The organism is Actinoplanes sp. NPDC023936, assembly GCF_040639325.1.
Classification (GTDB): domain Bacteria; phylum Actinomycetota; class Actinomycetes; order Mycobacteriales; family Micromonosporaceae; genus Actinoplanes.
Genome location: NZ_JBEZZR010000002.1, coordinates 247,797 through 270,610 on the forward strand (window position 1 = coordinate 247,797; position 22,814 = coordinate 270,610).

The following is a 22,814-nucleotide window of genomic DNA, read 5'->3' on the forward strand; positions in this document are numbered from 1 at the left end:
TTCGCTGAGCGGCTGTAATTCGATATTCAGCGGGGCCCGCCGACTACTCATCCGTTCATCCGGCGTTAAAGAACACATGGACGTGTTCGCCAGTACGTTCCACCAAGCCGCAGACGCCGGATCGGCCAGCCCGGCCGCGAACCGGCACATGACAATCTTCCGCCGTTGCGTCGACCAGGATGACGCCGCCGTCCTGGTGGTCCGGTGCGCACGGCCCGGCGCGCCGCTCTCCGGCGATTACTACCTGCTGCTGACCCAGCGCCGTCTCGTGGTGATCCAGGAGACGCGGGCGCTGCACCGGCAGCGGTTGCACCTCAACGCCTACCTGCGCCACCTGAACAACGTGACGTGGCGGCTCGATCTGTCCAAGCCGGGTATCGAACTGGCCGCCACGGCTGTGGACGGGGTGCGGGAGCGGTTCCGGCTGCGGCTGGCCGACACGGAGACCGTGTGGCGGGTGGAGGATCTGCTCCGCCAGGTGTTCCATGGTCGCCCGGCTCTCCACGGTCGCCAGGCGGCGGCGGCCGCAGTGCCGGCTGTGGTGCCTGCCGTGGTGCCGGCTGTGGTGGCCGTTCCGGCTCGGCGCGCGCCGATGGGTGCTCCCGCGCTCGCGTGACGCCGGCATCGAGGATCCCGGTCAGGTTCCGAGGAACTCGACGATGGAGCGGCGCAAGCCGGCCGGATCCAAGCCGTGTGCCCGGGCGTGATCACGCCAGCTGCCGTACCGCCGGACCTCGGCGCTGCCCGGCCCGAGGTGCAACGCCCGATGCGGCCGGCCACGCAGAGCATCGCTGACGACTTTGGCCGAGGTCCCCGCCAAATACGGCTCAACAACCACTATCTCATCATTTATCAGTGCATTGAGGCTACCAGTATCGAGCGGCCGGGGCGTGTTCACGTACAAAACCGTCACGCTCAGCCCGTCAACGGCTTCCAGCACCGGATCCAGCATCGGCCCGACCGCCACGACGAGTGGGCCGCCATCCCGCTTCAGCACGCTGCCGCCGGCGTGCGCCAGCCGGTTCTCCTGCACCGACAGCCGCACATAGACCCGGTCGTCGTGCCGCGCCGCCGCCCGCAGCAGTTCCGGCACCTCGTCGCGATGCCCCGGCACGTGCACGGTCCACCCGTCCAGCGTGTCGAGCAGCGCCACGTCACCGGGCGACTGATGGGTGTACCCCTCGGCGGCTGCGTCGTAGGACGCCGCGATGCTGACCAGCACCGCGCCGGTGTCCTGATGCCCGAAGTCCAGCTTGATCTGCTCGTAGGCCCGGTCCACCAGGAACGGCGCGTACGAGTGCAGGAACGGCCGCATCCCGGTGAGCGCCAGCCCGCCGCCGACGCCGGCCATCAGCTGTTCCCGGATGCCGACGTTGAACACCCGATCGGGGTGCCGCCGCATCGCCGGCGCGAACGCGTCACCGGAGATGTCCGCGATCACCAGAGCGGTGCGCGGGTCCTCTTCGAGGATGTCCGTGGTGGTGGCGACGAATGTGTCACGCATGATCTCAACCCCGCTTCGACTCGACGGTGGCGACGACCAGGTGCGGCCGTCCGGTCCGGTTTCGCAGTGCTCGCTCGATCTGGTCGTGGTCGCGCCCGTCGACGACGTCGGCGCTCCAGCCGGGGAACCTCTGCGGGATCCCGCCGGGCCATCCGTGCGTGGACGACTGGTTGTCGATGACGATCGTGGTGAGCGGCAGCCGGATCGCGGCCGCGTACGCGATCGCCTCGTGGTTCGACCCCTCGTCCAGTTCCGCGTCGCCGACCAGCACGAACGTCCGGGTCCGGTCGTAGCCCTGCGCCCGCAGGCCGAGCGCGGTCCCGACGGCCAGGCCCAGACCGTGCCCGAGTGATCCGGTGCCGGCCTCCACGCCGGGGATCAGCATCCGGTCCGGGTGGTGTCCGAGTGGGCTGTCCCAGCCGCCGAGATCGTCCAGCCACTTCTCGGGGATGAACCCCTTGGCGGCCAGCACCGCGTAGTAGGCGGCCGGCCCGTGCCCCTTCGACAGAAGGAATCGGTCGCGGTCCGGCTCATCGACGGTCTCCGGTGTGATTCGCAGCACTCGGTCGTAGAGCACCCAGAGCACGTCCAGTGTGGAGTGCGCGCTCGGGGCATGCTTCGCGTCACCGGTGATCCGGCCGAGAAGCGAGTGCAGCGGACTGATGGGTGCGCTGAGAACGTTCATGTGTCTAGGCTGCAAGTTGAAGTTCACTTCAGCTCAAGGTTTCAGGGAGCCCGGATGGAATCGCTCACCATCGGCGAGTTGGCCGCCCGCAGCGGTGTCGCACAGTCCGCGCTGCGCTTCTACGAGCGCGAGGGCTTGATCCACGCCAGCCGGACCGGCGGCAACCAGCGGCGATACGACCGAGCCGAACTGCGCCGGGTGGCCTTCATCAAGATCGCGCAGCAGGTCGGGGTCTCACTCGAGGAGATTCGCGAGGCGCTGGCGTCCCTCCCCGAGAACCGCACCCCGACGAAGGGTGACTGGTCCCGCCTGTCGGCCCGCTGGCGGCACCGGCTGGAGGAGCGGATCAGCGTCCTGGAGCGCCTGCGCGACCAGCTGACCGGCTGCATCGGGTGCGGTTGCCTGTCGCTGCAGCGCTGCAAGCTGGTCAACCCGAGCGACCGGCTCGCGGGCCGGGGCGCCGGGCCACAGATGGTGCTCAACCCACCGGGCGAGTGAAAACCCTTCCCGGGTACGGGTCTCCGCCGGTCCCGCCGGTCCCGGCTGGTCCGGCTGGTCCGGCTGGTCCAGCGGGTTCCGCTGGTCCGACTGGTTCGCGGGCGGCGAGGGCGGGCGCTGAGGGCGGATGAAGTCACACGCAACGGCATCGTGAGCCCTGGCCCACGCCATAGCCGAGATCAGGTCACACGTAGAGCTACGGTGCGCTCCTATCCACGCTGATCCGAGCTTTCGTGTGCTCGCGGCGCTGTTCGGGGTCACGGTGTGCCCGCGGCGCTGCTGGGGTCACGGTCGGCATGCGGCGCTGCTCGGGTCATCGTGTGCCCGCGGCGCTGCTGGGGGTCACGGTCGGCATGCGGTGCTGCTCGGGTCACCGTGTGCCCGCGGCGAGGTCCAAGCTGCTCGCGGTCACGGTGTGCTCGCGGCCGAACGGCTGACGACCACGGCGCCGCCGGTTACGGCTCGGGACGGTCTCCGCTCGACCCGGCAGCGGTAGCCGGCGGCCGCGCAGCGGCCGGGAGTGGGCAGGCGGCCGCGCGGACTCCCGGGACGGGGCTGGTGCGGTTGGGGGCGGCCGTAACGCGTACCCGAAAAAATGCGGAGGGCGTGGGATTCGAACCCACGAAGAGTTTCCCCTTACCGGTTTTCAAGACCGGCGCCATCGGCCACTAGGCGAGCCCTCCCGTGATGCTGCTCCAGTTTGCCACCCGCTCGGGTTTCTTGTCGTACCGGTGGGGCAGAGTCGGCCGTATGCAGGCGATTGTGATCGAGGACAAGCAGCTGGTGTGGGCCGGGGTGCCGGATCCCGAGCCGGGCGACGGCGAGGTCGTCGTGGATGTCACGGCCAGTGCGGTCAACCGGGCGGACGTGTTGCAGCGGCAGGGGTTCTATCCGCCGCCGCCCGGCGCGCCGGACTATCCGGGGCTGGAGTGCTCCGGGGTGATCAGCGCGGTGGGGCCGGGTGTGGACGGGCATCACGTCGGCGAGCGGGTGTGCGCGCTGCTGGCCGGCGGGGGTTATGCGGAGAAAGTGGCGGTTCCCGCGGGCCAGTTGCTGCCGGTTCCGGCCGGGTTGTCGCTGGTGGAGGCGGCGACGCTGCCCGAGGTGGCGTGCACCGTGTGGTCCAACGTGGTGGACCGGGACCGGCTGCGCACCGACGAGACGCTGCTGGTGCACGGCGGTGGCAGCGGGATCGGGACGTTCGCGATCCAGCTGGGGGTGGCGCTCGGCGCGACGGTGCTGGTCACGGCGCGGGCGGAGAAGCACGAGCGGTTGCTCGCGCTGGGCGCGTCGCTCGCTGTCGACTACAAGACCCAGGATTTCGTACGGGAGGTGCTCGCCTTCACCGGTGGCCGGGGCGCCGATGTGATCCTCGACATCGTCGGCGCGAAATATCTGGCTCGCAACATCGAGGCGCTGGCGCCGGACGGCCGGATCACGGTGATCGGGATGCAGGGCGGCAGCAAGGCCGAGCTCGACCTGGGCGCCCTGATGGCGAAACGGGGCCGCGTCTCGTCGACCTCGCTGCGGGCCCGGCCGAGGGCGGACAAGGCACGGATCGTGGCGGGCGTGCGGGACCAGGTGTGGCCGCTGGTGGCCGCCGGCCTGATCAAGCCGATCATCCACAGCACGTTCCCGATGGCGGAGGCGGCCGAGGCGCATCGGCTGATGGAGTCCAGCGACCACCTCGGGAAGATCGTGCTCACCCGTTAGAGGGAATAATCGCGTAGGTATACGCCCGATAAAGTCGGATATGCGGCGAGTCGCAGCCTCGTTTCGCCGTGTCGAACCCAGCATGGACGGACAGCGCGTCCGTCGGCGCGGCTGTGGAGCCGATCGCTGGGGGACATCCGTGACGTACGCACCGCACCGCTCCGCGCCTGCCCGCTCCGTCGAGGACTACGACGGGCTGGATCCCGGTGCGGCGGCGCTGCGGGCGAAGCTGTGGATCGCCGGCGGGATCGTCGCTGTGATCGGGCTCGTCACCTTCGGCGTCTGGGCGGTGGTCACGGCCGAGGGCCGTCCCGTCGTGGTCGCCACCGCCGCTCCCGGCGCCGCGGTGGCCGGCCACTTCGAATTCGCGGTGAACGCCGTCCGCTGCGGTCTGGAATCGGTCGGCCCGGACGGACTGGAACAGCGGGCGGAAGGGCATTTCTGCCTGCTCGACGTAACGGTGAAGAACGGCGGAACCGAACCGGAGCTCTTCGACAGCGGCGCACAGCGGGTGTACGACGCGGACGGCTTAGCTTACGCCCCGGCGGAACAGGCCGCCGTGTTTCTCAACGATCGCTATCCGACCCTGCTGAACGAGATTCCGCCGGCGGAAACGGTGGCCGGGGTGCTCGCCTTCGACGTGCCGTCCGACGTCGAGCTCGTCGAACTCTCCGTGCACGGTGCGCTGTCCACACCGGGCGTACGCATCACCCTCCCACCGGCCGGGTGACCGCAGCACGTTTATCTTTGGCGAGATCGGGGGGATCAATTAGCTGAATCCTGCCCCGGCTCATTCGATGTTGTGTTGGCATGGTCCACGGAATACGCATGGTTGTCCGGGTTCCCATTGCCCACCTTCGACGGAGCGTTCGGCGGAGGCAAAAGCGCGGTAAGCGTCATCGGCCGCGCTGTGGATGGGATTCGCGTGAGTGCCCCGGGCCTATTTCGGAGGCAACACTGCACGGTTCGTCCACCCGCCGGGCGCTGACCGCGGGCGCGCTCGCGCTCGCCGTCATCGCACCGGCCCTAGAGCCCGCCGAGCACGCCGCGGAAGCTGTTCCCGCGCCCCTGCCGGCCACACCGGAGGCCGCCGGTCTCCATCACCTCCCGGATCTCACCCCCGGACTGCTTCAGGATCGGCTGGTGGCCCAGCAGCGGGTGTCCCGCTCGATCCCCCGCCGGCCCGCCGTGCTGAAGGTGCGGCCGGTCGCCTCACCCGTGCTGCGGGCGTCCAAGAACCCCGCGCCACGGGTTTCCAAGAACTCCGTGCTGCGGGATTCCCGGAACCGCGTCGTGGAGCGTGCCGGAGGCCGCATCGGAGGCCGCATCGGTGGCCGTGTCGACGGGCGGGTCGCGAGCCGGGTCGCGGTGCGGCAGAAGCGCGTGACCGTCGCGAAGCGCGGCGCCGTCTCGGTGCGCAAGACCACCCGCAGCACCACCACCCGGCGGCTGCGGGCCGCCGGTGGCGGCCGTGACATGAGCGCGGTCATCGCGTTCGCCCGGTCCCAGGTCGGCAAGCGTTACGTGCCGGGCGGTGAGGGACCGCACGGGTTCGACTGCTCGGGCTTCACGAAGCGCGCCTACGCCAAGGCCGGCCTCAGCCTGCCGCACTCCTCGGGCGGGCAGGCGCGGCGGGCCCGCAACGTGGCCCGCTCCCAGGCGCGACCCGGCGATCTGGTCGTCGGTCCCGGGCACGTCGGGATCTACATGGGCCGCGGCATGATGATCGACGCGGGGAACAGCCGGACCGGAGTGGTCTACCGCAAGGTCTACCGCGGTCTGCGAGTGGCGCGGCTGGGCAGGTAGCCCGGACCGCAGTAGGCACCCGCCATATGACGGGTGCCCACTCGCGCGATCGCAACCGGGCGCGGGGATCTCTGCCGCACACACCCGGTCGGATGTCTGACAGAAGCATCACCCAGCTTGCTCCCGGGCCTACGCACCACCTGTGCGTTTACCCGTTGGAGTGACTGCTCGCCGCAACCGGGGACGAAAGACGCCTGTGACATCAGACGGTTAATCTCGGTGCATCGTGGGAAAACCTGACCAGTTACTGACCACGCCGCCGGAGGCCTTCATGAGTCTTGACCGTGCCCTGGCTCCCGACCCGTACGATCTTTTGCCGCAGGTCCCGTCCTTCACGGTGACCAGCACGGACGTGACGGACGGGCAGCCGCTCGACGAGCTGTACGCACACACCAGCGTCGGCGGGAAGAACCTGTCGCCGCAGTTGTCCTGGTCCGGTTTCCCGGACGAGACGCGTGGGTTCGTGGTGACCTGCTTCGATCCGGACGCCCCGACGGGCAGCGGGTTCTGGCACTGGGTGCTGGTGAACCTGCCGGTCTCGGTCACCTCGCTGGACCGGGGTGTCGAGCCGCTGCCGGAGGGCGCGTTCTGCGTCCGCAACGATTACGGCGAGCGCAACTACGGTGGGTCGGCACCGCCGCCCGGTGACCGCCCGCATCGCTACGTCTTCGCCGTGCACGCGATCGACGTGGATCGCCTCGAGGTGACGCCGGACGCCTCTCCGGCGTACGTCGGCTTCAACCTTGCCTTCCACACCCTGGCCCGGGCCACCCTGCGCCCGACCTTCCAGGTGCGGGCCTGATCCCCTGACAGACGCGGAAAGACCGCCGGCTTGCCGGCGGCCTTTCGCTTGCTTGCGCCCGTCTCAGAGGTACGGCATCGCGTGCGAGGAGCGAGCGAAGCGAGCCCCGCAGTCCGCGACCGGTGACACGGTCAGCGCGGCACTCGGGCGACGCAGAAGACCGACTGGCCGAACGGCGGCTTGGCGATCCGCTCGGCGGCCTTGGTCACCGGCAGCACCAGCGAGTCGTAGATCTTGACCATCGGGCCCTCCTTCGGCGCCAGCTTGAAGATGCTGGTCGCCGTGTAGTACCCGAGGAGGCCCAGCGCGTTCGCGTAGTGGATCTTCTCGATCTCCAGGCCGGCGTCGATGAAGGCCGCGGAGAGCGTCTTCTTCGTGTACCGCCGGATGTGACCGGTCGCGTAGTCCACGTCACTCATCGCGAACATGAACGCGGGCACGATGATGATCACGCGGCCGCCGGGACGGACCAGGTCCTTCATGCTGCTGAGCGCGCCGACGTGGTCCTCGATGTGCTCGAGAACGTTGTAGGACACCGCAGCGCTGTACTCCCCGTTCGCCTCCGGCGCGGGCAGGAGCATCTGCTTCACGTCGATGTTCGGGTAGTCCGCCATCCGCTCCTTGAGCAGGACGAGGCGGTCCGGGTCGGCCTCGGTCGCGGTGAACCGCGGAAGGTGCTCCGCCCACTCGATGGCGTAGTCACCGAGGCCACTCCCGATCTCGATCGGATTGTCCCCGAGGTACGGGAGAGCGAGCTCGACGAACCACCGGCGGTGGTTCACAGCCGTGGCGAGGCCTTCGAGCACTTCGGACTGGATCCGCTGGTCTCCAGTGATGTCTGCCATAGGTGAGGTTCCCTCATCTTGCCGATCTGAGCTGACAGCGGGACCGGAGAAGTTAACCACTTGACGCGCCTATCCGAAAGTTGAGCACGGGTCACCGCTGATTTCTTGGCTTGATTGAGACATAGGTGGGTCGGGTGCACGTATGGGTTACGCGTCGAAAGCTCCCAGGGGCCGCACAGGGGCGGGCACGTGGAAATCGCGCGTACATATCGGCTCTATCACGCATCGGCCGCTCACCGCTGAACTCTTCGGAACCTCGGTTAGGCTCGCCGATGCTATGACGATTACGGGTTTTGACTCGACAGGCCAGTCGACCGGGGAGAACGTTCTTCCGCCCCGCCAAGTGACCGCCGCCGACGACCTGGACGCGGAGCTGATCGCCCTCGAGGGCGATGTCGTGACGGACACGCGCCCGGCCGTCGCGCCAGCGGTGGAAACCGTCGATGAGCAGGACATACACCCTGCCCGACGCCGCCTCCCGTGGCGTGCGCTCACCTGGCGTGACGTCTGCGCCATCGGGTCTTTCCTGGCCGTCGCCCTCTTCGTCACCGCGCCGTTGTGGCTCAATCTTGATCATGAACTGCGCGATGATCCTCAGGATCAGGCATTCTTCGAGTGGATGCTGGCGCACGGTGCCCGAGTGCTCACGGATGGCGTCTATCCGTTCTTCTCGGACCGCTTGAATTACCCCGACGGGGTGAACATGATGGCCAACACCTCAGTGTTGGCCGTTTCCTTGCCACTGACGCCGGTCACTCTTCTGTTCGGCCCGCATGTGGCGTTCAACGTATTTCTCACCGGTGCATTGGCATTAACCGGTACTTCGTGGTATCTGGTGCTCTCGCGCCGCTTCGTCACGTCCCGGCTGGCGGCCTGGGTGGGGGCTCTCTTCTGCACCTTCGCGCCGAGCATGATCTCGCACGCCGGCGGCCACCCGAACATCGTCTCGCAGTTCCTCGTCCCGCTGATCATCTGGCGCACCCTGGAACTGCGCAGGCCGCGCCGGGTCGTGCGCAACGGCCTGCTCCTCGCCGGGCTGCTGGTCTGGCAGGCCTTCATCAACCTCGAGATCCTCTTCATGACCGCGGTCGGGCTGGGCATCTTCTGCGCGGTGATGGCGATCGTCCGGCGCAAGGCGCACCGCGGCGAGGTGCTCACCTTCCTGCGCGCTCTCGGTGTCGCCGCGGCGACCACCCTGGCCGTGCTGGCCTACCCGCTGAGCGTGCAGTTCTTCGGCCCGCAGAGCTACCACGGCCTCGCCGAGTTCGTCCGGCACTTCGGCGCCGACCTGGGATCGTTCACCGCGTACGCGAGCCGGTCGGTGGCCGGCAACGAGGCGGTGGCGGCCGGCCTCACGCAGAACCCGGCCGAGGAGAACGCGTTCTTCGGCTGGGGCCTGGTCATCCTCTTCGCCGGTCTGGTCCTGTGGATGCGCCGGACCGTGGCGGTGGTGACGCTCGGCGGTATCGCGATCTTCTTCGCGGCGATGTCGCTCGGCCCGCGCATCTACCTGAACGGCGTGAACACCGGCGTTCCCGGCATCTGGTCGCTCCTGCACAGCGTCCCGGTGCTCAACTCGGCCGTCCCGACCCGGTGGGCCATGGCGATCGCCCCGATGATCGGCATCATCCTGGCGCTCGGCTGCCAGCGCGCCGCCGACATGATCCGCACCCAGCCGCAGTCCCGTGGGCCGGTCCGGGTGGCGATGATCACCGCGGTGGCGATGGCGCTCGTCCCGCTCGCGCCGACCCCGCTGCAGACCACGCTGATGGACCCGGTTCCCGAGTTCGTCACGTCCGGCGCCTGGAAGCAGTTCGTCGACGACGACCACACGATGGTCACCCTGCCGCTGCCGGACTCCAGCTACCCGGACCCGCTGCGCTGGTCGGCGTACACCGGGCAGGACATGCGCATCGCCGGCGCGTACGCGCTGCTGCCGAACCAGGACCCGCGCAACCCGGACGACCGTACCGCGATCTTCTCGCCCCCGTGGCGACCGACCAGCGGCCTGATCACCTCGGTCCGGCAGGGCAACCCGATCCCGGAGGTCACCGACACCCGGCGCGAGATGACCCTGGCCGACCTCCGCTTCTGGAAAGCCGGCGTGGTGGTGCTGACCCCGCAGGCCCGGGACATCGAGATGCTGCGGACGTTCTCCGAGCTGATCGGCTTCCGCCCGACCTGGACCGAGGGCGTGTGGATGTGGGACGTGCGCGCCCTCGTCGACAACCCCGACGCAACAGTCACCGCGATCGGGATGAAGTAATCACTTGATGCAGCAGCCCGGGCAGACTTTCGGCTTGGGCAGCGTGAAGGCCAGGCAGCAGGTCTTGCGGCGGACATCGAGCTTGCCGTGCTGGCCCGGGTGGAGCTCGATCAGGTCGCGGACGCCCAGCGTGCCGAGCAGCCGGTCGATGCTGTCCGCGGACGAGCCGGGCAGGGCGTCCGCCGAGCGCAGCACGCCGTAGGCGATGCCGGACGCGAGTGAGCCGAGCAGCGTCCGCTTGCCGAGGCGGACCCGGTCGTGGATCGCGTCGAGCAGCGGGCTGAGGTGCTCGTCGAAGACGGCCCGGCGGAACTCGGCGAGCAGCGCGTCCTCGTCGGGGACCACGCGCACCCGCGGGTGACCGACCAGCGCGAGCGGGTCGCCGGGCAGGACCGCGACAGTGATGTCCGGCCGCATGCCGAGCGTGACCAGCGGGCGCGGGTCGTCGAAGTGGATGACCGTGTCGGTGGCGGTGAGCAGCGGGACGCGGCGCGCGGAGGCCCAGCCGAGAACGGCCGGCAGGGTGAGCCAGTAGGTGTAGGCCTTCCAGGCGAGCGCGGCGGCCGCGTGCGGCTGCGCGTTCCAGCGCTGAGAGGCGTTGCCGAGGATGGTCTCCAGATGCACGTCGGCGAGCCGAGCCGCCGGCGTCCAGCCGACCAGGTCGCGCACCACCAGATCGGGAGCGAGGCCGGGGATCTCGGTGCTCGTCCCGAACATGGCACGCAGCGTGGTCGTCACCGGAGCGAGCGGCTGATCGGTGAGCCGGGACCGAGAGAGTTCCAGGGTGCTGCTCACGGGCACCGCTATCTCCTCGCCGGGATTCACTTCAAAGGTCTGAGGCGACCCACCGTACCCGGTTAAGGGTAGCCTAACCACACTCTTGAGCGGGATGTTTCGGACTAATACCCTCGGCAAGAATTACTTTACGTAGCGTTGCGCTCTTGCCGGATTCGTCAAGGTATCTGTCGGCAACGCGCTACTAGCACCTTGTGGACACGGAGCGCCAGCGACACTGAACGTGCCGTCGCGAAGGGGACATCCGTGATGACCACCTCGCCCGTTGAACGGGCCGCAGACCAGTTCGTTACGGCGCTTGCGCAATGGCGGGTCGAGCGCGGAATGACCAAAAAGCAGCTTGCCGCGCGCATGGGCTTCGATCCCTCGTATGTCAGCCACGTCGAGGGCCGCCGCCACAAGCCCACCGAGGACTTCGCCCGCCGGGCCGAAGCGGTGCTCGGCGCCGGCGGCATGATCTGGCAACGCTTCCAGGAGTACGACGAGCTCCGGCACGCCCGCGGCTCCATGCTCCACCGTGACCCGCCGGTGCCGGTCCAGTGGCTGCCACCGGGAACCGGGCTCGTGGTCGAGCAGGAGGTCGCCGAGCTGGCGTACACCGACGGAGCCTACCGCTGCCGCGTCCGCCGGGCCCTCTACAACGCCGGAGTCGAGCCGGTTACCCGCTATCTGGTGAAGATCGCCGTGGATCGGTACCCGCACGACCCGGCCGGCTCGAACCGTCACCACCGGGAGAACCCGCTCTCCTTCGACGAGATGGACGTGGAGGCCCGGGCAGGTGAGGGCAGCGCCGCCGAGCCGATGCAGTGGCGGGTCAAGCTCGACCGGGACGCGGCCAAGGAGATCTGGCTGCTGTTCGCGAACGACCGCGGTCAGTTCCCGCTCTATCCCGGGGAGCGGACCACGATCGAGTACGCGTACACGGTCGGCGAGGAGAAATGGGGCCAGTGGTTCCAGCGCGCGGTCCGGTTGCCGACCCGCTCGCTGACCGTCCGCCTGAACCTGCCGGAGAACTTCGAGCCACAGGTATGGGGTGTGGAGGCGTCCCTCGCCGCCGAGGTGCCCGTCCGTACCCCGCTGGAACGCCGCACCGAGGGAGGTCGCGCCATTTTCGAGTGGTCAACCGACGCGCCCCTGCTCAACGCCCGGTACCGGCTGGAATGGCGGTACCGCGGCGCCGACGCTCCGATCTACGACGAAATCGGGCCGCCGGAGCCGGTCCTGCCCCGCGCCTCGCACCGGATGCGGGGCATCGGCATCATCCAGCGCGGGTCCGATCTGCTGCGGCAGCGGGCCCGCCACTTCCAGCTGCCCCGGGAGAGCAACGCCGCCCAGGAGACCGTGACCCGGTTGCTCACGTCCCTCGGCCGGCTGCAGGACCTGCACGAGTTCAGCAAAGGGGTGGGCCTGGCCGCGACCCAGATCGGCGTGCCGGTGGCGGCCGCCGTGGTCCAGCCGCCGGAGTACGACGCCCAGCCGGTCGTCCTGCTCAACCCGCGTGTCGTCGGCGAGTCCACCGACTGCGACGACCAGTACGAGGGCTGCCTCTCCTTCTTCGACTACCGAGGCCTCGTCACCCGGCCGCTGCGGATCGACGTGGAGCACGCGCGGTTCGACGGGACCCGGGTGGTCACCTCGTTCGACCGGGCGCTGGCCCGGCTGATCAGCCACGAGATCGACCACCTGGAAGGCCGCCTCTACGTCGACCGGATGACACCCGACGCGAAACTCGTGCCGGTCGCGCAGTACCAGCAGACCGGGCGTCCCTGGGACTACTAGCGTCGTGGCTCAGGCCTCGGTGAAGCTGTCGTACTTGATCCGGATCGAGGGGACCTGGAGCTCGGCGAGCGTCTTCAGGGTGGCCTTCACCATCCGGCCGGAGCCGGAGACGAAGAAGTCGTGCTCCTGCCACGGGCCGTACCGGGCCACCACGTCCGAGATGTTGCCCTGCTCGCCCGGGAACGTCGGGTCGTCGCTGCACGCGGTCACCACCGAGAGCCAGGGGTACCGCGCGGCCAGCCGGTTCAGGTCGGCCAGGTCGTACAGCTCGTCCCGGGTCCGCGCGCCGACGAAGACGTGCACCCAGCGGGTCCGGTTGTACCTGGTCAGCTCCTCGAGCAGGGACTTGATCGGGGCCAGGCCGGTGCCGCCGGCCACGAAGACCGCGTCCCGTGTCGAGCGGCGGTCCAGCGTCATCATGCCCATCGGCGCGGCCACTTTGATCATGTCGCCGACCTGAAGACGCCGTACCAGAGCACTGGACACCCAGCCGGCGCCGACCGCACGGACATGGAAGTCGAGGCTGTTGTCGCGCCTCGGCGCGTTCGCCGGTGAATAGGTGCGCCAGAGCCGGGGCTGGTACTTGGTGCACTCGATGCTCAGGTACTGCCCGGCGCGGAACTCCAGCGGCTGCATCGGCAGCACCGTGAGAACGGCGATGTCCTGGGCCCGGCGCTCGTGCGCGACCACCTCGGCGTACCAGTACGGCGGATTCGGATCAGCGTCCGCGCCGGCCAGCATCTTCGAGGCGATCACCGCGTACGCGTCAGCCCACGCCTGGTCGTACTCGACACTCCACTGCTCGCCGGCGAAGGATCGCATCGCCTCGATCAGCGCGCCCCCCACGATCTCGTAGTGCTCTGGTTCCACGTGGAACTTGCGGTGATCCCGCCCCAGGCCACGCAGGTAGTCGTCGAATTTCTCCGGATCCTCCAGCGTCTGCACGGCGGTCACGATCGCGTGCAGCAGGCGGGTCCGCTGAACGTCCATGTGCACCGGGAAGAGGTCTCGCAGATCCGGATGCGACAGGAACATGCGGGCGTAGAAGTAGCCGGCCACCTTGTCCTGATGTTCCTCGACGAGGCTCCAGCTCTCCTTGAGCAAGCGTGCGAGGTCTCCCATGGATTTCAGAGTGGGCAGCACAGTCAGGAACACGACGCACGCTCAGTGCGACTCATCACGGCTCACGGCGCGGCACTTGGCGAATTGGGTGTGTTTGTGCCTGCCGTAGGGTTGTCCAGTGACCCCCGTCCAACCGCCCCAACCGCCACCCACAACGGGGACTGAAGGCGCAACAGAGCGACAGCGGTCCGGCCGCCGGACGTACACCGTTGAGATCGTCATCGTGCTGCTGCTCTCGCTCGGCCAGTCCGCCGCCTACGCCATCGTGTCGCTGGCCGCCAAGCTGACTGCGGCTCAGCCGCTCGCTCAGCAGACCGCGGTGCTCAACGCGCCTCAGTCGGCGCGTCCCTACCTCGATCTCACCCGCCAGCTGCTCGGCATCTTCTTCGAGCTGATCCCGGTAGCGCTGGTGCTCTTCCTGCTGTGGCGCGACCACATCGCGCCGAGCCGGGAGCTCGGCATCGACTACCGGCGACCCCGCTTCGACCTGGGCTGGGGCTTCGGGTTGGCCGCGGCCATCGGGATTCCCGGGCTGCTTCTGGTGTACGTGTCACTGCAGCTCGGCATCAACGCGCAAATCGTGCCGTCGGCCCTGGCGCCGTATTGGTGGACGGTTCCGGTGCTGATCCTGTCCGCCCTGCAGAACTCCATCCTCGAAGAAGTGATAGTCGTCGGCTATCTGATCACCCGGCTGCGCACGATGGCCGTCTCACCGGCCTGGATGATCGCGATCTCCGCGGTGGTGCGCGGCTCCTACCACCTCTACCAGGGCTTCGGCGCCTTCATCGGCAACGCGGTGATGGGCGTGATCTTCGCGCTCTTCTTCCTGAGGACGAAACGGGTGATGCCGCTGATCGTGGCGCACTCCGTGCTCGACATCACCGCGTTCGTCGGATATCAGTTGCTGCCGGACTCCTGGCTGGACTGGCTGACCGTGTAGTGCCGCCGGGCCCGGACAGCTGTCGTCTCGACACCGTTGCGGCCGGTCAGGACGGCCACCACCAGAAGCGCCCCGGGAAGTCGCCGGTCGACGAGCTTCAGCGCGAGCCAGGCAGCCGCTTCGGAAACCGTGATCCGGGCGCAGGCCAGGATGTCCTCGGCCCGGCGCGGATCCGCCGGGTCCAGGCCGTGGATCGCGGCCAGGTGCAACACCAGCTCGGCGTGCGTCAGCGCGGCGCTGCCGGCGATTGCCACCGGAGAGTACGGGCCGGCGAACGCGCCCAGGAGCCCACGCCGTCCCGCGGAGCGGGTGAAACGCTGCACCGTGAGGCGGGTCAGGCCCTCGGTGGTGGCGGTGGGATAGGTGGCCCGGAGCGCGGCGACGTGGTCGCGGGCTCGGGGGCCGAGGGTGCGGACGGCTGCCTCGGCGAGGGTTCGCGGTGAGCGGGTGGGGTCGGCGAGGAGCTGGGACAGCAGGTCGGCGGGAAAAGCCGGCGGTGTTTCTGCTGCTGTCGCCTTGGCCGGGGCGGCTTTCTTCGCTGCTTTTCTGGGGGTGGCCGGCTTCGGTGGGGTGACCTTGGCCGGGGCGGCCTTGGCCGGGGTGGTTTTGATCGCGGTGGCTTTCACCGGGGTGGCCTTGATTGGCGCTGCCTTTGCCGGGGCGGCCTTGGCTTGGGCTGCCTTCACCGGAGCCGCTTTGAGGGGAGCTGCTTCGACGGGAGCTGCTTCGACGGGAGCTGCTTTGACAGGGGCGGCCTTTCGGGGGGCTCGGGGCCTCTTCGGCTCGACCGAGTCCTCGGGGCCCGCCGGTTGGGCCGGGACCGCTTTTCGTGTGGCCTTGCGCACGCTCGGCACCGGCTTCGGGGCGGCCGGGGGCGGCGGGGGCGCTTCACGCGTACCCGAAGGGGGGTCTGCGGAGTGACCTTCAGCACCCGGGCCGGGACGCGGGGGCTGGAAAGTAACCGCCGGCGGGGCGCCGCGGCGGGCGGGCCGCTTGGCGGAGGCCGCCTTCTCGGACGAATCGGCGGACGACTGCGGCGGCGTCTGCTCGGGCGTGGCGAACGGCGCCCGCGGATCACGGGCGCGCGGGGCCTCCCGGCGGGTGTTCTCCTCCATCGCACGCAGCCTAGCCGCTGATGCGGCGTTTCGCCTGTTAGCGGACCGCTTGGGAAGATCTTTGGTGGGCCTGCGCGCCCCTCTTTGTGCGTCGTCCCGGGGGTCCGGTATTGTCAAGCCTCGGTGACCCCAGGGTCGCCGGGGAGACTTCGCCTAGTCTGGTCTATGGCGCCGCACTGCTAATGCGGTTGGGGTTTTAAAGCCCCTCCCGGGTTCGAATCCCGGAGTCTCCGCGCGAAAGTCGGTGTTGTAGGCTGACTGAGCAAGTGAGAGAGCGCCCGTAGCTCAATGGATAGAGCATCTGACTACGGATCAGAAGGTTAGGGGTTCGAGTCCCTTCGGGCGCACTTCAAGAATTAGGCCGTGACCTGCGGAAACGTGGGTTGCGGCCTTTTTCGTTTCCCACTATTGGGCTCCGAAATCCTGTTATGTGGGACGTGGTGATCCTGTGGTGATCGAATGTTCCGGATTGGCCCGTCCGTCCTGGGGCTGACCAGGGATTTTCTGTTTCGATACGTCCAGGGCTGTGTCGACGGTCTGTCGTCAGGGCTGGTCGCGCCGGGCGTGGTGCCACGTGGCCGGCGATTCGGCAGTTGGGCCGGTCAATGGCGCTTGACCTGCGGCGTCGCCTGGTGAGGTGGTCTTAAGGCAGCCGCGCCTTCGGTCGGCGTCGGAAGCGGTCGGAACACTTCTGATTGTGAGTAGCCGGATTGGTCGAGATCGGCCGTCTTTCGGTGCCGGTGATCCGGTGGTGATCCGCTGTTTTGGCCTTGTCATCGCCTCGGATGCCGATGCTCCGTGGGACGGCGCCAATAGCACTTGATCTATGCCATGAGTCACGCGATGGTTCGTGCACCAGCCGGGGATCAGTTGACCGGCTGGCACCGTGGCGAGGGGATCGCATGTCAGACCTTCGCTGTGGCAGCGCCGTCGGGCTCCTCCTTGCGGGGAGTCCGGCGCGTGGCGTTCGTTCGTCAGGTACGACCCGTGGCGTGTCGGGTACGTACGATCGAAGCCGGGAGGTGAGACAGATGGCAGGGGTGAACAGCGCGCCGCCGGGATCGCGGTATGCCGATCAGCGGCATTACATCGTTCCGGCAAGCCTGGCCGACCTGCGGGGCCCGATCGGTGGCACGGTGACACTCGACCGGTCGCTGGACTGGTCCGGTGACAGCACGTACGACCTGGACGACCCCGGGGACCAGCAGTTGATGTACCAGACCGTACTCAACCAGGCGGCGACTCCCGACGAGTTGTGCCGTTGGCTTGACGGCGCAGTTCTGCGCCGACTGTGGCCGGATCTCTGGCTCCCCTCCCGGTTGCGGGCGCTTTGGCAGTCGCGTTTTCCCGAGCTTGCCGCACCGCCGCGGGCGCTGGCCGGCTGAGCGTGGATCCGGGTCTTCTCAAGCTGGCAGAGATCGGTCTTCGGGTGGCTGGTCGGTATGGCTTCGCTCTGGCCGGTGGGTACGCGGTTCAGGCACACGGCCTTCTGGAACGGCCGAGCGAAGATATTGACCTCTTCACGGCTTGGGAGCGCCGTGGTGAATTTGCGGCGGCGGTGGAAGCTGTGGTCGGCGCGTATCGCGCGGACGGGTACACCGTGGAGGTCACGCAGCAGTTCGAGACCTTCGCCCGGCTCGCGGTGACAGATCCCGATGGGCCGGTTGGTCCGTACAAGGTGGAGTTGGCTGCGAACTGGCGTTCGCTGCCGCCGGTGATGATGGATGTCGGTCCGGTCCTGCACGTAGACGACGTCGTGGCAGGCAAAATGTCCGCCTTGTTTACCCGGGCGGAGCCGCGGGACTTCCTTGACGTCGACGCCGCTGTGATCTCGGGCCGGTACACCTATCAGCATCTGCTCGAACTCGCCGAGCAGGCCGACGCCGGCTTCGACCGTCGAGTTTTGGCCGACCTGTTGGAGATGCTGCCGCGATACCCGGACCGCCGCTTCGCTGTATATGGCGCTGCCCCGGACTTGATCGCGGGAATGCGCGGACGTTTCGCGAAGTGGCGCGAGCAACTCCTCGCCGGCGAATAGAAGGGTGCCGATCAGGGCCCTTCGCGCCTTGAGCCTGGGGTCTTAGCGACAGCCGGATCCTCGATCGTCCGATCCGGCCCGGGTCGTACTCGCGTGACTCCGCCCCTGGCGACTTCAGAGGCCGCCGTCGTTGAGTGCGCCAGAAATGAGCTGTCAGGCCGGGGCCGCGTGTTCGAGTCCCTTCGGGCGTACTTCTCGAAAATGGCCTTCACCGGTGGAAACGTTGGTTGCGGCCATTTTTGTATCCCAGTTTCGAGCCTGAAGTGTCCCGCGATCTGGGACCTGGTGATCCTGTGGTGATCCGCTGTTCCGAGCGCGTCGCGTGCGGAATGCCAATATCGAGGCCATGGACCTGATTCCCCTCATCACGACGGCGGACGTCCACCAGCGACAGCAGGGCGCTGCCGTCCTGCCCATCGGTAGCTTTGAGCAGCACGGGCCCTCCCTGCCGCTCGCAACGGACACCATCGTGTCGGTAGCGATCGCGAACCGGCTGGCAGCCGCATACAACGTTCTAGTCCTGCCGGCCGTGCCGATGTCCTGTTCGCATGAGCATGCCGCCTGGCCCGGAACGGTGAGTCTCACCCACACAACGGTGACAGCGATCATCGGCGACATCGCGAGTTCGCTTGCCGCGCAGGGCATTCCAAAGCTGGCGATCATCAACGGTCACGGTGGGAACTACTTCCTCAGCAACGTGGTTCAGACCGCGAACGCGGCCAACGCGCGGTCCATGACCCTCTTCCCCTCACGCGATGACTGGAGACGAGCGCGCCGGGCGGCCGACCTCGTTACTGACGACCACCAGGACATGCACGCCGGTGAACTAGAAGTTTCCATCCTGTCGGCCGTCATGCCGGTATCGGTGCGCGATGGCGCGTCATCACTGGACCACGGCGCCGACGACCGGCCTTTCCTGCTCGTCGACGGGATGGCCGCATACACCGCGCACGGTGTCATCGGCCGCCCCTCTGCCGGAACCGCCGAGAAGGGCGAAGCTGTTCTCAGCAGCCTCGTCGAGTCGTTCGCAGCTCACCTACTGGCGCTCGACGAGCCTCGGCTCCAGCAGTAGGCAGTGCCTGGTGCTCCCGAGCGGGGCACGCATGCGCTCCTGGCTGCCCGGGTCGGGGCCGTGGGCGGACCATTCGGCGCCGGGCGGAGCCCGGATGCCCGGGATCCGTCCCGGTGCCGAGATCTAGGAACGTCGACTGAAGGCGGTTTGCAGGACGCTTCGCGTCTCCTCGGGCACCGGCCATTCGTCGACTTGGCCGGCGCCGATCCCATCGGCCGCGTCGTGTTCGGCCCTGCTTTTCCTGCCTCCGGGCTATGCCGCTTCGCTGGTGAGATCGGTGATTTCGGGGAGAAGGTTTGGGTTGGCCGCGATGGTGGCGGATGACGTGAAGGTGTGGGCTGATCCGTCGCGGTCGACCACCTGTGCGCCTGCTTCGCGGGCGATGACGACGCCGGCCGCAGTGTCCCATGGTTTGTTGGCCAGCATGATGACGGCGTCGATTTTGCCGGCGGCCAGCCAGGCCAGATCGATGGCGGCTGAGCCGTGCATGCGGACGCGTTGCACGTTCATGGCGAGGCGCTGGGTCAGTGCGAATCTGGCTTGGTTCTTTTCGGTGGCTTTGTCGCCGACCGCGTAGTCGCCGAGCGCTACCACGGCGTCGCTGATACTTCGCGTGGTGCTGACGGTGATGGGCTGGCCATCCGCGTGGGCGCCATTGCCTTCGGCTGCTGAGTAGCGGTTGCCGAGGAAGGGCAGGTCGATGACGCCGAGGACGGAGCGGTTCTCGGTGATGAGGCCGAGTGAGATGGCGCAGAGCGGTGAGCCGTGGATGAAGTTGACGGTGCCGTCGACGGGATCGAGTGCCCACATCGGTCCGTCGGGTGTTCCGCTGTGGCCGTTCTCCTCGCCGAGGAAGCCGACCTCGGGGGTGCGTTCGGCGAGGAAGGCGCGGACGCGGTCCTCGATGGCGTAGTCGACCTCACTCGCCATGTCGCGCTCACCCTTGGTGGTCAGGAGGCCGGGCTGCATGGTGCGCATGATGTCTCGGGCGAGGTCGACGGCTTGATGAGCGACTGGTAGCAGGTCGGTGTAGTCGGTCATCGAAGCTGACCGCCGCTCCAGAGCTCGTTGAAGGTGCGCTCGAAGACGGGGTAGAGCCCGGCGGCCGGCCACCGCTTCTTGATCACTATGGTGGGGGCCTCGACGCCTCGGGAGTGGGGCAGATAGGTCTGTGCGACGCACACGGCGTCGTTGATGAGCATGACGTTGACGCGAATGGTCTGGTCGTAGGTAGCCACGTCGATGCGATCGCGGATCTCGGCCGGTAGCCGATCCCGGATTCGAAGGATGCCTTGAAGGTTGAGCGTGGTGAGAGAACCGAGGTGCCCGGCGGTCATGCCTTCTTCCACCTCGCGTTGGCGTATCGCGCTGCCGGCGGGATCGAGGAAGAGCAGTCGCAAGTGGGTGCCGTCGCGGACCATCTGAGCCAGCCGGCTGTCGGCGTATTGCTGACAGATCAGGTTGAGCGACAGGCCGACCGCCCGGATGTCGGCCGCGCCGTCGAAGAGCGCATGGGGCGGCATTTTCGAGAGGAATTCTGACCGGCTCGGGTAGACCGCTTCAACGTCGGAGAACCGCTCGGTCAAGTGGAGATCAGCGGCAGCCTGGGCGTGCGTCGAAGGCGTCGTGGCGGGATCAGGGTGCCGCGGGCGTTCGCCGAGGAACAGGGTCATGCGGGCGGCATCGGGCATGAGGAGTCCGGTGGAGATACGGGTCAGGACGTCAATGCTGCTGACTCTGCGGGCCCCGCCGATGATCTCGCTGACTTGTGCCTGGCTGAGGCCTGTCGCGACGCCAAGATGGGTTTGGCTGACGCTCGTTTCTCGTTGGATCAGCCGGAAGACCTGGGCGATGTCGCGTGCCGCCAGGGCGGTGAGCATGCCTTCGGCTCGCCAGAGGTGCGCTGGAACGGAGAACGTCGGCGCTGCGCGTGGGCCCACGGTGCTCCTCCGGTCGCTTGGACCTATCCCGGCACCGGATGGATCGGAGTGGGCGAGCTATCCGGCTACCGGATTGAAACTACCCGTTGATGCACTACTGCGCGTGATGGGTTCGGTGCGCATTAGCAGCCACGATCAGCACATGGCGAATTCCACCGGATACCTGCGAGTCCCTGCTTGGCAGCGGCGTGCGGGCCAAGCGGGAACGGGGCCGCCGTGCTAATTCCGCGTACGGATCACCAAGCTGAGCGGCCTGTATGGGACTGCAAGGTATGCGGCGAGCCATGGCCATGCGACGTAGCGAAGGTCGAGCTTGCCGAGCAGTACCAGAACTTTCCGCATGGCCTATCGGTCCTCCTGGGCTCGCACCTGATCGAGGCGATCGACGACTGGGCCGCTGTGACAAACAGGCAGCCGCCCGATCTGTACGAGCGCTTCCTCGGGTGGGCCGACGAGCCGGAGACAACTGGCAGCAGCCGAGACGGGACCGCGCCACCCGGAGTGACCGATCAGTAGAGCCATCGCGAGGACAGGAGGCATCGCGTGTTCGAAGCCATCGTCAGCCCGCAGGAGGACCAGTTCGTCGCCGTTCGCCCCGGTCACCCAGCGGCAATGCAACTGCCGTCGGGCTACTACGCCGCGCTCGCTGAACTCGTGGACACGGGCGGCGTCGTGCCGGACTGGTTCGCTGATGCCGCGGCCCAAGCCTGGGCCACGGATCTCTGGCATCGGCCCGTCCGAGACGTGCTGATGATCCGATCGCCCTCGACGCTGCCCGTGACGTACTGCCGTGCCTCCTGGGAGATCAACCTGGGCTGCAACTTCTCCTGCGAACACTGCTACCTGGAGACCCGACCGTTCGCCGGCCTCGATCTAGACGACAAGCTGCGACTCGTTGACATGCTCGCGAGGATGGGTGTCCTGTGGTTCCAGATCACCGGCGGTGAGCCACTCATCGATCCGCACTTCACGCCGTCCTTCCGGGCCGCCCACGACGCCGGAATGATGATCGAGGTCTTGACGAACGGTTCCAGGCTCGCCCGGCCGGAGATCCTCGACGTCTTCCGATCCTTCCGGCCGCACAAGATCACCGTATCGATGTACGGGGCGAGTCCAGAGACGGCTTACGCACTGACCCAGACCAAGAGCGCGTTCAAGAACACCTACGCGGGCTTGGTGGCAGCCGCTGACGCCGGACTGCCCGTTGAGGTAACGATCATCATCACCAAGCACAACATCGAAGAGCTGGACGAGATGCGTGCCCTGGTGCGCGACCTCGGATTCCCCTCCAAGGAATTCGGGTCGATCTCGCCCACCTACACCGGCAGCGGCTCGACTCTCGAGTCGCAGACCCCCGGCTATCTCGACAAGTCCTCGATCTTCCAGGGATGCCCGGCCGGGCACACGAGCTTCCACGTCGACCCGCACGGCAACGCCACCATGTGCAAAGTCGGCCGGGAAACCCCGATCAACATCATCGCCGAAGGCCCTGACGGCCTGCTGCGTCTGCCCGCGATCGCAGACGCCCAGATGCTTCGCACGGGTGGATGTTCCGGCTGCAACCTGTCATCCACCTGCCGGGTATGCCGACCCATGGCCAAGGTCTACCAGGCGGCGAAGGCACCACTCAGTTACTACTGCCAGCACGGGAACAAGGAGGAATCATGAGCCCTACCCCGGTTCAGATCACACGCCGTCCCGAGGTGACCGCAGCTACGGCCTCGAGCCTGCCGCGGCCCAGCCGACCCGAACCGGCCTGCATCGTCATCACCACCGTCGACCAGGTCGCCGCCAGCAACCAGCGCGGCTGCGGCGACGACAACCCGTATAACTGACGTCGCATCCGTAGTTGTGCCCCGGCTCGCCAGCGAGCCATGGACGTGGCGTCCGGGGC

Annotated in this window: 22 protein-coding genes and 3 tRNA genes; 16 read left to right on the forward strand and 9 right to left on the reverse strand. The window is 67.8% G+C overall.

Features of this window, described 5'->3' with window-relative positions; translation table 11 throughout:
• The first annotated feature begins 148 nt into the window (after nucleotides 1-148).
• Nucleotides 149-616, forward strand: coding sequence for a hypothetical protein (locus AB0F72_RS03460; protein ID WP_360424430.1), 468 nt, complete (start codon nucleotides 149-151; stop codon nucleotides 614-616).
• Between the two features lie 21 nt (nucleotides 617-637).
• Here the strand turns inward: AB0F72_RS03460 and AB0F72_RS03465 are convergent, their stop codons facing one another.
• Nucleotides 638-1,504, reverse strand: a complete 867-nt coding sequence (locus AB0F72_RS03465) for a transketolase (RefSeq protein ID WP_360424433.1) — start codon at nucleotides 1,502-1,504, stop codon at nucleotides 638-640.
• A 4-nt stretch (nucleotides 1,505-1,508) separates the two neighbouring features.
• Nucleotides 1,509-2,189 (reverse strand): thiamine pyrophosphate-dependent enzyme, encoded by a 681-nt coding sequence (locus AB0F72_RS03470; RefSeq protein WP_360424435.1) that lies wholly within the window; start codon nucleotides 2,187-2,189, stop codon nucleotides 1,509-1,511.
• Nucleotides 2,190-2,243: 54 nt separating this feature from the next.
• On the opposite strand from AB0F72_RS03470, the gene soxR reads away from it, so the two are divergent.
• Nucleotides 2,244-2,687, forward strand: coding sequence for a redox-sensitive transcriptional activator SoxR (gene soxR, locus AB0F72_RS03475; protein ID WP_360424438.1), 444 nt, complete (start codon nucleotides 2,244-2,246; stop codon nucleotides 2,685-2,687).
• A 598-nt stretch (nucleotides 2,688-3,285) separates the two neighbouring features.
• Here the strand turns inward: soxR and AB0F72_RS03480 are convergent.
• A tRNA-Ser gene (locus AB0F72_RS03480) sits at nucleotides 3,286-3,370 on the reverse strand.
• Between the two features lie 67 nt (nucleotides 3,371-3,437).
• Between AB0F72_RS03480 and AB0F72_RS03485 the strand changes: the two genes are divergently transcribed.
• The 4 genes from AB0F72_RS03485 to AB0F72_RS03500 all read left to right on the forward strand — a co-directional run bounded on the left by AB0F72_RS03485 (nucleotide 3,438) and on the right by AB0F72_RS03500 (nucleotide 7,008).
• The gene (locus tag AB0F72_RS03485) at nucleotides 3,438-4,400 is read left to right on the forward strand and encodes an NAD(P)H-quinone oxidoreductase (protein WP_360424441.1); all 963 of its coding nucleotides are present in this window, start codon (nucleotides 3,438-3,440) and stop codon (nucleotides 4,398-4,400) included.
• Between the two features lie 139 nt (nucleotides 4,401-4,539).
• Nucleotides 4,540-5,130 (forward strand): DUF4352 domain-containing protein, encoded by a 591-nt coding sequence (locus AB0F72_RS03490; RefSeq protein ID WP_360424444.1) that lies wholly within the window; start codon nucleotides 4,540-4,542, stop codon nucleotides 5,128-5,130.
• Between the two features lie 413 nt (nucleotides 5,131-5,543).
• Nucleotides 5,544-6,206, forward strand: a complete 663-nt coding sequence (locus AB0F72_RS03495) for an NlpC/P60 family protein (RefSeq protein ID WP_360424447.1) — start codon at nucleotides 5,544-5,546, stop codon at nucleotides 6,204-6,206.
• Between the two features lie 271 nt (nucleotides 6,207-6,477).
• Nucleotides 6,478-7,008, forward strand: a complete 531-nt coding sequence (locus AB0F72_RS03500) for a YbhB/YbcL family Raf kinase inhibitor-like protein (RefSeq protein ID WP_360424450.1) — start codon at nucleotides 6,478-6,480, stop codon at nucleotides 7,006-7,008.
• A gap of 131 nt (nucleotides 7,009-7,139) precedes the next feature.
• On the opposite strand, the gene AB0F72_RS03505 is transcribed toward AB0F72_RS03500, so the two are convergent.
• Nucleotides 7,140-7,853 carry a class I SAM-dependent methyltransferase gene (locus AB0F72_RS03505; RefSeq protein ID WP_360424453.1) on the reverse strand — a complete coding sequence of 238 codons (714 nt, stop codon included), beginning with the start codon at nucleotides 7,851-7,853 and terminating at the stop codon, nucleotides 7,140-7,142.
• Nucleotides 7,854-7,995: 142 nt separating this feature from the next.
• On the opposite strand from AB0F72_RS03505, the gene AB0F72_RS03510 reads away from it, so the two are divergent.
• A complete protein-coding gene (locus AB0F72_RS03510; RefSeq protein ID WP_360424456.1) occupies nucleotides 7,996-10,119 on the forward strand; it encodes a hypothetical protein in 2,124 nt (707 codons plus the stop codon).
• Here AB0F72_RS03510 and AB0F72_RS03515 read toward each other — a convergent pair whose 3' ends face one another.
• Entirely contained in the window at nucleotides 10,120-10,836 is a 717-nt protein-coding gene (locus AB0F72_RS03515) for an IucA/IucC family C-terminal-domain containing protein (protein WP_360425057.1), read from the reverse strand. It lies immediately after the preceding gene.
• Between the two features lie 327 nt (nucleotides 10,837-11,163).
• On the opposite strand from AB0F72_RS03515, the gene AB0F72_RS03520 reads away from it, so the two are divergent.
• Complete coding sequence (locus AB0F72_RS03520; protein ID WP_360424459.1) at nucleotides 11,164-12,693, forward strand: peptide deformylase; 1,530 nt, start codon at nucleotides 11,164-11,166, stop codon at nucleotides 12,691-12,693.
• Nucleotides 12,694-12,702: 9 nt separating this feature from the next.
• On the opposite strand, the gene AB0F72_RS03525 is transcribed toward AB0F72_RS03520, so the two are convergent.
• Nucleotides 12,703-13,815: a globin domain-containing protein gene (locus AB0F72_RS03525; protein ID WP_360424462.1), complete on the reverse strand. Its 1,113-nt coding sequence runs from the start codon at nucleotides 13,813-13,815 to the stop codon at nucleotides 12,703-12,705.
• A 214-nt stretch (nucleotides 13,816-14,029) separates the two neighbouring features.
• Here AB0F72_RS03525 and AB0F72_RS03530 point away from each other — a divergent pair, with 214 nt between their 5' ends.
• A complete protein-coding gene (locus tag AB0F72_RS03530; RefSeq protein WP_360425060.1) occupies nucleotides 14,030-14,755 on the forward strand; it encodes a CPBP family intramembrane glutamic endopeptidase in 726 nt (241 codons plus the stop codon).
• Here the strand turns inward: AB0F72_RS03530 and AB0F72_RS03535 are convergent.
• The gene (locus AB0F72_RS03535; protein ID WP_360424465.1) at nucleotides 14,713-15,441 is read right to left on the reverse strand and encodes a hypothetical protein; all 729 of its coding nucleotides are present in this window, start codon (nucleotides 15,439-15,441) and stop codon (nucleotides 14,713-14,715) included. The two genes, AB0F72_RS03530 and AB0F72_RS03535, sit on opposite strands and share 43 nt — an antisense overlap.
• Nucleotides 15,442-16,012: 571 nt before the next feature.
• Here AB0F72_RS03535 and AB0F72_RS03540 point away from each other — a divergent pair.
• From AB0F72_RS03540 to AB0F72_RS03560, 5 genes are all read left to right on the forward strand, one after another.
• Nucleotides 16,013-16,103: transfer RNA gene (locus AB0F72_RS03540), tRNA-Ser, on the forward strand.
• Between the two features lie 41 nt (nucleotides 16,104-16,144).
• Nucleotides 16,145-16,217, forward strand: a tRNA-Arg gene (locus AB0F72_RS03545).
• Nucleotides 16,218-16,910: 693 nt separating this feature from the next.
• Entirely contained in the window at nucleotides 16,911-17,255 is a 345-nt protein-coding gene (locus tag AB0F72_RS03550; RefSeq protein WP_360424468.1) for a hypothetical protein, read from the forward strand.
• A gap of 2 nt (nucleotides 17,256-17,257) precedes the next feature.
• Nucleotides 17,258-17,908: a nucleotidyl transferase AbiEii/AbiGii toxin family protein gene (locus tag AB0F72_RS03555; protein WP_360424471.1), complete on the forward strand. Its 651-nt coding sequence runs from the start codon at nucleotides 17,258-17,260 to the stop codon at nucleotides 17,906-17,908.
• Between the two features lie 346 nt (nucleotides 17,909-18,254).
• On the forward strand, nucleotides 18,255-18,980 hold the full coding sequence (locus AB0F72_RS03560; protein WP_360424474.1) for a creatininase family protein: 726 nt from the start codon (nucleotides 18,255-18,257) through the stop codon (nucleotides 18,978-18,980).
• Nucleotides 18,981-19,232: 252 nt separating this feature from the next.
• Here AB0F72_RS03560 and AB0F72_RS03565 read toward each other — a convergent pair whose 3' ends face one another.
• Nucleotides 19,233-20,021 (reverse strand): inositol monophosphatase family protein, encoded by a 789-nt coding sequence (locus AB0F72_RS03565; RefSeq protein WP_360424477.1) that lies wholly within the window; start codon nucleotides 20,019-20,021, stop codon nucleotides 19,233-19,235.
• Nucleotides 20,018-20,860, reverse strand: a complete 843-nt coding sequence (locus AB0F72_RS03570) for a DUF5919 domain-containing protein (protein WP_360424479.1) — start codon at nucleotides 20,858-20,860, stop codon at nucleotides 20,018-20,020. Before AB0F72_RS03570 ends, AB0F72_RS03565 begins: the two co-directional genes overlap by 4 nt.
• A gap of 603 nt (nucleotides 20,861-21,463) precedes the next feature.
• Here AB0F72_RS03570 and AB0F72_RS03575 point away from each other — a divergent pair.
• The gene (locus AB0F72_RS03575) at nucleotides 21,464-22,588 is read left to right on the forward strand and encodes a radical SAM protein (RefSeq protein ID WP_360424482.1); all 1,125 of its coding nucleotides are present in this window, start codon (nucleotides 21,464-21,466) and stop codon (nucleotides 22,586-22,588) included.
• Nucleotides 22,585-22,755: a hypothetical protein gene (locus AB0F72_RS03580; protein WP_360424485.1), complete on the forward strand. Its 171-nt coding sequence runs from the start codon at nucleotides 22,585-22,587 to the stop codon at nucleotides 22,753-22,755. The genes AB0F72_RS03575 and AB0F72_RS03580 overlap by 4 nt, the downstream gene beginning before the upstream one ends.
• Nucleotides 22,756-22,814: the final 59 nt, after the last annotated feature.